Origin of the sequence: Vibrio sp. 10N.222.48.A3, assembly GCF_041475345.1 — a bacterium.
Classification (GTDB): Bacteria; Pseudomonadota; Gammaproteobacteria; order Enterobacterales; family Vibrionaceae; genus Vibrio; species Vibrio tasmaniensis_A.
The window spans coordinates 1-9,680 of sequence record NZ_JBFRVX010000842.1; the positions used below are offsets into that span (position 1 = coordinate 1).

Annotated in this window: 8 protein-coding genes; 4 read left to right on the plus strand and 4 right to left on the minus strand. The window is 44.1% G+C overall.

The features are described from left to right. Together AB4653_RS20550 and AB4653_RS20555 are read right to left on the minus strand one after the other, a co-directional pair. On the minus strand, positions 1-1,368 hold a 1,368-nt coding region (locus AB4653_RS20550), incomplete at its 3' end, for an ABC transporter ATP-binding protein (RefSeq protein ID WP_372105192.1). Positions 1,369-1,380: 12 nt separating this feature from the next. Further along, positions 1,381-1,875, minus strand: coding sequence for a hypothetical protein (locus AB4653_RS20555; protein ID WP_102258353.1), 495 nt, complete (start codon positions 1,873-1,875; stop codon positions 1,381-1,383). A 240-nt stretch (positions 1,876-2,115) separates the two neighbouring features. Between AB4653_RS20555 and AB4653_RS20560 the strand changes: the two genes are divergently transcribed. After that, positions 2,116-4,476 (plus strand): Lon protease family protein, encoded by a 2,361-nt coding sequence (locus tag AB4653_RS20560; protein WP_009846167.1) that lies wholly within the window; start codon positions 2,116-2,118, stop codon positions 4,474-4,476. A 187-nt stretch (positions 4,477-4,663) separates the two neighbouring features. Here the strand turns inward: AB4653_RS20560 and AB4653_RS20565 are convergent, their stop codons facing one another. Then, the gene (locus AB4653_RS20565; protein WP_009846168.1) at positions 4,664-5,410 is read right to left on the minus strand and encodes a flagellar brake protein; all 747 of its coding nucleotides are present in this window, start codon (positions 5,408-5,410) and stop codon (positions 4,664-4,666) included. A 315-nt stretch (positions 5,411-5,725) separates the two neighbouring features. Here AB4653_RS20565 and AB4653_RS20570 point away from each other — a divergent pair, with 315 nt between their 5' ends. The 3 genes from AB4653_RS20570 to AB4653_RS20580 are packed head-to-tail and all read left to right on the plus strand — an operon-like array spanning position 5,726 to position 8,367. Further along, positions 5,726-6,010 carry a GNAT family N-acetyltransferase gene (locus AB4653_RS20570; RefSeq protein ID WP_029223001.1) on the plus strand — a complete coding sequence of 95 codons (285 nt, stop codon included), beginning with the start codon at positions 5,726-5,728 and terminating at the stop codon, positions 6,008-6,010. Positions 6,011-6,020: 10 nt separating this feature from the next. Beyond that, positions 6,021-7,196 carry a phosphotransferase gene (locus AB4653_RS20575; RefSeq protein ID WP_102258354.1) on the plus strand — a complete coding sequence of 392 codons (1,176 nt, stop codon included), beginning with the start codon at positions 6,021-6,023 and terminating at the stop codon, positions 7,194-7,196. Beyond that, positions 7,186-8,367 (plus strand): MFS transporter, encoded by a 1,182-nt coding sequence (locus AB4653_RS20580; RefSeq protein WP_009846171.1) that lies wholly within the window; start codon positions 7,186-7,188, stop codon positions 8,365-8,367. Before AB4653_RS20575 ends, AB4653_RS20580 begins: the two co-directional genes overlap by 11 nt. Positions 8,368-8,459: 92 nt before the next feature. Here the strand turns inward: AB4653_RS20580 and AB4653_RS20585 are convergent, their stop codons facing one another. Beyond that, a complete protein-coding gene (locus AB4653_RS20585; protein WP_102258355.1) occupies positions 8,460-9,374 on the minus strand; it encodes a DMT family transporter in 915 nt (304 codons plus the stop codon). Between the last annotated feature and the right edge of the window lie 306 nt (positions 9,375-9,680).

A 9,680-nucleotide genomic window follows, 5' to 3' on the forward strand; every position in this document is an offset into this window, starting at 1 on the left:
TGCCGAAGTTGGTTCATCCAGCAAAATGAAAGAGGGCTCTAGAATCAGTGCGCGAGCAATCGCGATACGTTGTCTTTGTCCGCCAGAGAACTCATGCGGATAACGGTTTATTGAATTCGGCTCTAAGCGAACTTCAATCAATGCTTTGCGCGCTCTTTCTAAACGTTCTTGCTTGGATAGATGAGGTTGATGCACCGTTAAGCCTTCGGTGATGATTTCCCCAACGGTCATGCGTGGTGATAAAGAACCATAAGGATCTTGGAACACCATTTGGACATCTTTCTTGAGCTTGTGACGCTCTTTATCATTTAATAAGCTAACGTCTTGGCCTTTGTAAACAATACGTCCGGTACTCGGCAGCAAGCCGATTAATGCACGTCCAAGGGTCGATTTACCTGACCCTGATTCACCCACAATGCCTAGCGTTTCGCCTTGTTTAAGATTCAACGAAATGCCTTTTACGGCTTCGAAATACTGACTTTTACTCTTGATGAAATGTGATTTAACCAAGAATTGAACTCGGATATCGTCAGCACATAATAGTTCTGGAGCTGACGCCTCAACAGGAACCTTAGCGCCTTTAGGAATCGAGTTAATCAGCATGCGTGTGTAATCGTGTCTTGGATTCTCGAATAAGGCTTGAGTCATCCCTTCTTCAACTAGCTCACCTTTGCACATCACCAGAACACGGTCGGCAAAATGTTTTACTACGCCAAGGTCATGGGTGATGAACAAAATTGCCATGCCCATTTTGTTTTGGATTTCTTTGATAAGAGAAAGCACTTCCGCTTGTACGGTCACATCCAATGCGGTGGTAGGTTCGTCGGCAATCAAAATATCGGGCTCGTTGATCAAAGCCATCGCAATCATGATGCGCTGTAATTGACCACCTGAAAACTCATGCGGATACTTGTTGTAAGCCTGCTCTGGCATTGGTAAATGCACAAGATTGAAGAGCTCTAGCACACGCTGTTTTGCTTTTGATTTCGATACATTGCGGTGACACATAATGGCTTCCGCCACTTGTGTACCCACGCGCAGGTATGGGTTGAGAGATGTCATTGGTTCTTGAAAGATCATTCCGATCCTGTCACCACGAATTGACTGCATCTCTCGTTCAGTCTTTTTGAGTATCGACTGACCTTCAAATTCGATTTCCGATTGAGCATCAATGATGGCGTTATCAGGAAGCAAACGCATTAAAGCGTTGGAAGAGACAGATTTACCTGAACCCGATTCGCCAACAATGGCCAAGGTTTCACTAGAATTAAGAGTAAAGTTAATCTTTTTTACCGCATCAATGATTCCATCATTGGTTATGAATTTAACGGAGAGATTATTAACTTTAAGAATGGCCCGGTCCGACATGATATATCCTTATCAATTTAAGACATTAGGTGAAGATTGAACTTCTGAAGTGGTTTTAAGTTGCCCAAAATGGTGATGAGCGCGTTGAATTTGTTCTAGTTCGAGCATCCAATGTGAGCTGCGCTGAGCACTGCAAAATGCGATCAGGTGATTGAGTAAATCTTCGCTCTGCTTTTCCAATAACCTAAAGGTACGTTGAATCAACTCTGTACCTTCAAGAGAGATAAATTGCATCAATGCATAAGATTGGTTCAAGGTGTCGAAGGCTTGTTGGTGCTGGCCTAAACGATTGAGAATCTCTGATTGAGCGACACTGGCGTCTCTAAGGCCTGAAATTAAGCAAGCAAACTGGCAGGGTTTGATGTCACTTTGGTATGCCGCGTTTTGGATGTGATGAGGAAGAGAGGTGAGAACATCGTTATAGAGGCGCTGTGCTTCGGGCCAATGACCTTGTTCCATTAACTGTTCAGCTTTTAGGTAGTGCATCCAGCAGCGTTCAATTTCCATGTCCACATCCTTAATTTTAAATATCCTAAAATGTTAATGATATTTATTATCAATTGCAAATTAAAATCATTCACATGCTAAGTTGGTGAATTAAATCTCTCGTTATTGCTAAAAACGGAGTAAATTGGTTGTTATTTGTTCAGTTGAACAGCTGTGCAGCGTAAGTCACTAAATTTATAGGTAATTACATCTACACTGATTTTATCTACACCCAAGTAATGAAGGACTAAGGAGGCGGCGATGGCGATGCAAAGACTCAATACAGAACAGCTGTATAAGGTAGCGGAACTCGATAAGCTACCATGTAAGTCGACCAAAGAACTGGCTCCAATTGACGAAATCGTCGGGCAAGAACGAGCACAAAAGGCCGTTGAGTTCGCGATGTCAATTAAGGAAAAGGGTTACAACATTTATGCGATAGGTCGAAATGGTCTGGGTAAACGCACCATGATCTTGCGCTACCTAAACCGACATCCTCAAGAAGTACAGGAGCTTTTTGATTGGTGCTATATCGCGAATTTTGAAGACATTCGTACACCTAAGGTGCTGAAATTACCTCGTGGTGTTGGCAGCAGTTTGAAGCAAGATATTGAAAAGCTGATGCGTAAGCTTCTTAAAGCAATGCCACTCGCATTCGATAACGAGATGTACTTTAATCGCGCTGACCGATTAAAAAATCAGTTGGCCGCTAAGCAACAAGCGGCGTTAGAAGCGATCAGTCAAGAAGCAAAAGATAAGGGCATTAACCTGACGATCACGACTCAGGGTGACTACCAATTTGTCGCGATGAATGGCGATGATCTTCATACCGAAGAGAGCTTCGACTTACTCACGCCAGAAGAGCAAGATCAATTCGATAAAACCATTGATGGATTGGAAGTCGGGCTGCGGACCATTTCTCGTGAACTGACCGAGCTTGAAGAGACGTACACAGAGAAAGTTCAAAAGTTGAATGATGATACGGCGCGAGATGTTATTACCCACTTCATCAAGCAGTTGAAGCAAGATTACAGCCAATATCCTGATATTAAAAAGTACCTTACAGCACTGCGTAAAGACATTGTCGACAACGCAGATATTTTCTTAGAAGAGAGCACAGAGCAAGCAGAAGTTGCGACCGCCTCTTTGGATAAGAAAATGCCACGTCGCTACAAGGTGAACGTGATTGTGAGCCAGAAGGAGGAGACTCTGCCGATCGTGGTGGAAGAGAATCCAAATTATCACTCTCTGTTTGGTTATGTCGAGACGGCAACGTTCAAAGGCACCGTATTTACGGACTTCTCTTTGATTCGTGCAGGTAGCTTACATAGAGCCAATGGCGGCGTCTTGCTGATGGATGCGGTCAAAGTACTTGAACAACCTTATGTATGGGAAGGCTTGAAGCGCGCGCTGCGTTCGCGTCAATTGAGCTTCACGTCATTAGAAAAAGAGGTCACGTTAACGGGGGCGGTATCACTTGATCCTGAGCCTATTCCATTGGACGTTAAGATCATCCTGTTTGGTGATTATCGAACTTATCAACTACTGCAACATTACGATGCGGAGTTTGGTGAATTGTTCCGTGTGACGGCCGATTTTGAAGATGAGATGAAGCGTACTGCGGATTCTGAAATGCATTACGCACGCTTCATTTCAAGTATCGTGCACGACAACAACATGCTGCATTGTGATCGCAAAGCGATTGCTCGCATCATTGAGCACAGTTCTCGTCAGGCGGGTGACCAAAGTAAGTTGTCGCTGCACTCGGCACACATTGCCAACCTGCTTCGTGAATCAAACTACGTGGCGAAAGGAGCGAAGTCGAACCTGATTCGTGCTACGCATGTCGACCAGGCGCTATCGAACCAACAGATGCGTGTCGGGCGACTGCAAGACAGCGTCATGGAAACCTTCACCAACGGTACAACACTGATTCATGTGGATGGTCAGGCGGTTGGGCAGGTCAATGCGCTGTCTGTACTCAGCACAACCGATCATATGTTTGGCGCACCGAACCGGATCACGGCAACCACGGCTTATGGTGACGGTGAAGTGATTGATATCGAGAGAAACGTAGATCTAGGCGGCAGTATTCACTCGAAAGGGGTGATGATCTTATCGGCTTACCTTTCTTCGGTATTTGGTAAGACAGCGAAAGTACCGCTTACTACCAATATCACCTTCGAACAATCGTATGGTGGCGTCGATGGTGATAGCGCGAGTATGGCTGAGTTCTGTGCGGTGGTGTCTGCATTTTCTAAGCAGCCGAACCGTCAAGACATCGCGATTACCGGCTCGATGAACCAGTTCGGTGAGTCTCAGCCTATTGGTGGTGTGAATGAGAAAATTGAAGGCTTCTTTGATGTGTGCGAAATCAAAGGACGTTCAAATGAGCAAGGGGTGATCATCCCACGTTCAAATGTTCACAACCTGATGCTGCGTAATGACATCGTAAAAGCGGTTGAAAAGGGCGAGTTTAATATTTGGGCTATCGACCATGTGACTGAAGCGATTGAGCTGTTTACAGGCAAAGCCGCCGGTGAGGCGAGTGACGAGGGGAGCTATCCAATCGATACTATCTTTGGTATCGCTCAAGCTAAACTGAACGCACTGCGTAAATAGTCTAATATCTATAAACCCAGCTAGCTTTTTAATTAGATAAGTATTTGAAAGTTAGACAGATAGACAAAACTAAAAAGCCATCGACATAAAAATCGATGGCTTTTTTTGATTGCGACTTTGCTCGCTATTGAGTCGTCTGTATCTGGTCTGCTTACGGTATTCGGTGAAAGCAATGTGCTAAATGACTTTACCTATTTCGCAAACAGAGCTTGGTGCCATCGAACTTCAGCTTCGCCAACAAGTGCTTGGCATTAGAGCGGCCAATATCATCAAATTCTACCCCGTATCGAGCGTAATGCGTTGATTTTTGGAGATTACAGATAATGCCTTTCAATGGCGGTATTAGTGGGCCATTGTAGTTCTCAGGTGTAACTTCAATAGAGACTCGATCGGCAATTTGAATCGCACGAGAAGTCGGTGAAGTAACAAAACGACAACCACTTTTCGATAAGTCTCTAATCTCACAGTTTGCTCGTTGATCGTTGAAGATGATTCTGGAAGCTAAGTTCACCTCGTAGCGTGTCTCTTTACGCAGTTGGGTTACTTGCATCGAGCTTGGTGTTGAAAGCACAAGTATAGGGAAGGGATCTCCAATCCTATGGTGAATTTGGCTTTTAAAGTGGATAAGAGCGCCTTCTCCTCGCAGAGAGTACGCACGAGCTGTCATCCAAAAACCTTCTTGAAAGAAAAAGCTCAGATCATCGTTGGATACGTCGGGAACCTCAACCACAATGCAGTTATCACTGTGTGTACCGATAAATTTGGTGGTGGCGAGAAACTTAGTACCAACTGGAGTCGATACATTTAATGTTAGTTCACTGCCGTGCTCTATCATGGCCAGTGCATCGGTGCTATTTAATGTAGAAACGGTGCGGTTACGAGGATCTTGAAGTGCCTGATTATGCTCCAAAGGCTTCTTCAGTGGTGCGTTCATTATATGTTCTCCATGCGCCAACATGCGTCTGTTTGTTATATTGGTAACTTGCTATTAAGGGGCAAATACGTGCTAGATTTAGCAGGTGCAATTACATAAATTAAGTGCAATTACATAGACTAGGTAGATGTACTCACATAGATTTATAGAGTGCCTTTATCTTTATTGATTCGTTATTAAGCCGATGGCACAGAGTTATTTACTTTGTTTGTAAGTACTTAGTTCTATTTGTATAAGCTTGAGTTAGTCTATTACAAGGAATGAATACTTCAAATTTTTATTGTTTGTCGTATCAATTATTTTCAGGAGTTGAGAATGCAGGCAACAAAATGGGATCAAGATGCGAACCAGATCACAGTTGAGCTAGCACCCAACCAGTTCGCGGTTGTTAAGTATCAAAAGGATGGAGATGTACTACATATCACATCGACACGTATTCCTGATGAGCTTCAAGGTAAGGGCTTCGGTAAGGTGATGATGGAGTCGGTACTGACTGAAATTGAACAAGCAGGTTTTAAAATTGTACCGATTTGTAGCTATGTGATTCACTATATGAATAGGCAGCCACAGTGGGCACACCTTTTATCCGATAAAGCATAGTAACGAGTATATGTCTCAATCAATATCGTCAAAAAATATCGCTCAACCGATAGCGAATTCAAGTCAAAATCAGCCAGAGCTTTATCAACAAAAGTTTTATCAAAATGAGCTTTATCAAAAAATAGCGGCCTCACTGGGTTGTCATCAAGGGTTTGATGTCCAGGTGATTCAAAGCCTATGGGGCGGGTATGGTGAATTAGTTCGTTTGGTTTTTTCTAAAGACAGGCGTTCTTCATTCAACAGTGTGATTGTTAAACATGTCGCATTGCCAGATAAAGCAGAACACCCAAAGGGTTGGAATACCAAACTTTCTCATCAACGAAAGGTGCACTCTTACCAAGTTGAGACCGCGTGGTATCAGTCGTTTACCCAACAGTGGGATGAGCGTTGCCCTGTACCTGTAGGGCTGCAATGTGAGTTACAAGAGCACGAGTGGCTGATTGTGATGCAAGACTTGGCCGAAATCGGTTTTCCGTTAACTTCTCAGTTTGATGTGCTTGCTGCTTTTGATGATTCAGCAATCCAAGATACTCAGTCTGATCTGGCGTCTGGTTACACACTAGAAGAGCAAAACCAACGCGATGCTTGCCTTAAATGGCTCGCTAACTTTCACGCAAAGCACATCAATGTAGATCAAGAACATTCAGCTTCATTGTGGCAAGTCGGCACATATTGGCATTTAGACACGCGGCCTGACGAGTTAAACGCATTGGCTGATTTATCGCTTAAGAGCCAAGCGCAGCACATTGATAATCTATTAAGGACGTGCCCATATCAAACCTTGGTACATGGTGACGCCAAGCTCGCCAACTTCTGCTTTGATTTAGACAGTGAGCGCGCTGCTGCCGTTGATTTCCAATACGTTGGGCGTGGTTGTGCGATGAAAGATGTGGCCTTGTTCATGAGTAGTGCTGTGAGGCCGCAAGACTGTGCAGAGCTTGAATCAGAGATCTTGGAGGCTTACTTTCGATACTTGAAAGCGGCACTCATGCACTATCAACCACACCTTTCGTTCGATGATGTTGAAGCCGCATGGCGACCAATGTTTTACGTGGCATGGGCTGATTTTCAACGTTTTGTTAAAGGTTGGAGCCCTGATCATTGGAAGATCAACCCGTATACCGAGCAACTAACCTTACGAGTGCTTAACCAATTAGACGAACAGGAGTCCGTCAATGTTCGATAAAACCGCGAGCTGGAAAACGCCGCAAAACTTCTTATTACTGATTTCAATTGTTGTCCCTATCGCGTTTTCGAGCTGGATGGCGCTGCTTAATAACTTCGTTATTGAGAAAGCGAATTTTGATGGTGCGGATATTGGTTTATTGCAAAGTGTTCGTGAGATCCCTGGCTTTTTGGCCTTTACCGTGGTGTTTGTGTTGGCGTTCATTCGCGAGCAACGCTTCATGTTGATATCGCTGGCGATGCTCACTGTCGGTACGGCGATTACCGGTTTGTTTCCTTCACTCACTGGCCTACTGCTGACCACCATTTTGATGTCGACGGGTTTTCACTATTTTGAAACGCTCAAGCAGTCTTTGTCACTCCAATGGCTGAGTAAAGAAGAGGCCCCTGAGATGCTGGGTAAAATGATCTCTGTTGGCGCGTTGGCCTCGTTAATTACTTATGGCTCAATCTGGGTGATGTTAGAACAGCTGAAGCTCGATTTTGCTTGGGTGTACGGCATTACTGGCGGTATTGGATTTATTCTAGTTTTGGTGATGACCTTTGGTTTTCCTGAGTTTCAAACCAAGACTCAACAAAATAAGAAATTGGTGCTGAGAAAGCGTTACTGGCTCTACTACGCGCTCACCTTTATGAGTGGCGCGAGAAGACAGATCTTCACGGTATTTGCTGGCTTTCTGATGGTAGAGAAGTTTGGTTACTCGGCTGCTGACGTAACGCTACTGTTCTTAATTAATTACCTGTTTAATTTCTTATTCGCAAAACGTATTGGTCGATTTATCGGTGTGGTTGGAGAGCGCAAGGCCCTGATCTTCGAGTATGTTGGTTTGATTGGTGTGTTTGTCGGTTATGGTTTAGTACAAAGCGCGGAATGGGCGGCGGCGCTGTATGTTGTTGACCATCTGTTCTTTGCACTCGCATTAGCGATCAAAACCTACTTCCAGAAAATCGCCGATCCTGCCGACATGGCATCAACCGCAGGTGTCTCTTTCACCATCAACCATATTGCAGCGGTTGTTATTCCGGTCGTATTTGGGGTGATTTGGTTGTCGTCCCCTGCAACGGTTTTCTACATAGGTGCTGCGATGGCGGCGGTATCTTTGGCGTTGTCTTTAAACATCCCCAAGAAGCCCGAAGAGGGCAATGAAGTGCGAATGTTTAGCTGGCGCTAACTCTCGATAAAGACTAATAAAAAGCTCCAATAGTGATATTGGATCTTTTTTGTATGTACTAGATGGAAATATCTAGTTAGCTTTCAGTAGGATTAGTTTCTTGCGGTTTTTAATTCACCACGTAACTTGAAGATTCCTTTTGGTGCCTTAGTCAATAAGATGCCACAAAGCAGAGGAATCATCATCACCAGTGACTGTTCAGACAGCACTTCTCCATTGATGTAGCAAGAGATCAGTAGTGCAACCACAGGGAAAATCAGGAAGCAGATAGACGCTTGGAACGGCGTCGAAACTTGTCCGAGTTTAAAGTAGGCAACAATGCCGCCAACACTCGCCACAAAGCCTAGGTAAACTACCGCTGAGATTGAATCCCAAGTGAAGGATTCAACATTCACGTTTTCACCTATCGCCGAAACGGCGAATAAGAATAGAGAAGCGATCAGACTTGGGACTGCGTTGTACGTCAGTACTTCGATGCCTTTACAGTGCTTTTGAACTAACACATACATAACAGCGTGTATTGCCACAGCAAGACCTAAGCAAACGGTACCAACTAGGTAGTCATCGCCACCCATCTGCATTTCATTACCGAGGATCAAACATAAGCTTACAACAGCGGTAGCCAAACCAAATATTTGGTGCTTAGCCAATCGTAGGCCTAGGAATAGGCCTGACATCAACATCACAGCGACCGGCATGTTAGCGAAGATGATCGACGCTAGACCAGAAGAGATGTATTGCTCGCCATAGATCATCAAAGTAAATGGAATCGCAAAGTACATCAGCGCAACAATCAGCAACCATTGACGCTTGCCTTTAGGAAACAGCAGTGGCTGGTTGAAGACTTTCGCTAATACCGCAAGCAGAGGTGCTGCGAGTAAAAAGCGCAATGCAGTAGCAAAAATTGGTGGGATAGAATGCAATGCCACTTCCATTGCGAACCAAGTGGTTCCCCAAATTAGGCAAACAGAGACAAAAAGCAAGATAGTTAGCGACTTCGAATTCATGGTGACTACTCATTAATAATTATTTTAAATCATCGGCTTGTGGCGCCTTAATGACGTGGCACAGTATAAGGAGGTCGTCGGAGAAAAATTTTGTCTTTTTATCTCTAATTGCAATTTATTATGGAAAAATAATCTCTAATGTGTCTATTTTTTAGAAAATAAATTCAATTTAGGTAGCTTGAGGAAAGGCATTGTTCTTTGTAAGGTTTAATTTCGTTTAAGAAACGATCAACTTCGCGAGTATGACTATTTGGCTTATTGCTGTCAGCGTAGCAACAAGAGGCGCCTTTTAAATCACTGTATAAG

Coding starts and splice junctions, on each gene's coding strand:
- AB4653_RS20555 (WP_102258353.1), bottom strand. CDS start 1,875: ATGGAAATTGAACGCTGCTGGATGCACTACCTAAAAGCTGAACAGTTA.
- AB4653_RS20560 (WP_009846167.1), top strand. CDS start 2,116: ATGGCGATGCAAAGACTCAATACAGAACAGCTGTATAAGGTAGCGGAA.
- AB4653_RS20565 (WP_009846168.1), bottom strand. CDS start 5,410: ATGAACGCACCACTGAAGAAGCCTTTGGAGCATAATCAGGCACTTCAA.
- AB4653_RS20570 (WP_029223001.1), top strand. CDS start 5,726: ATGCAGGCAACAAAATGGGATCAAGATGCGAACCAGATCACAGTTGAG.
- AB4653_RS20575 (WP_102258354.1), top strand. CDS start 6,021: ATGTCTCAATCAATATCGTCAAAAAATATCGCTCAACCGATAGCGAAT.
- AB4653_RS20580 (WP_009846171.1), top strand. CDS start 7,186: ATGTTCGATAAAACCGCGAGCTGGAAAACGCCGCAAAACTTCTTATTA.
- AB4653_RS20585 (WP_102258355.1), bottom strand. CDS start 9,374: ATGAATTCGAAGTCGCTAACTATCTTGCTTTTTGTCTCTGTTTGCCTA.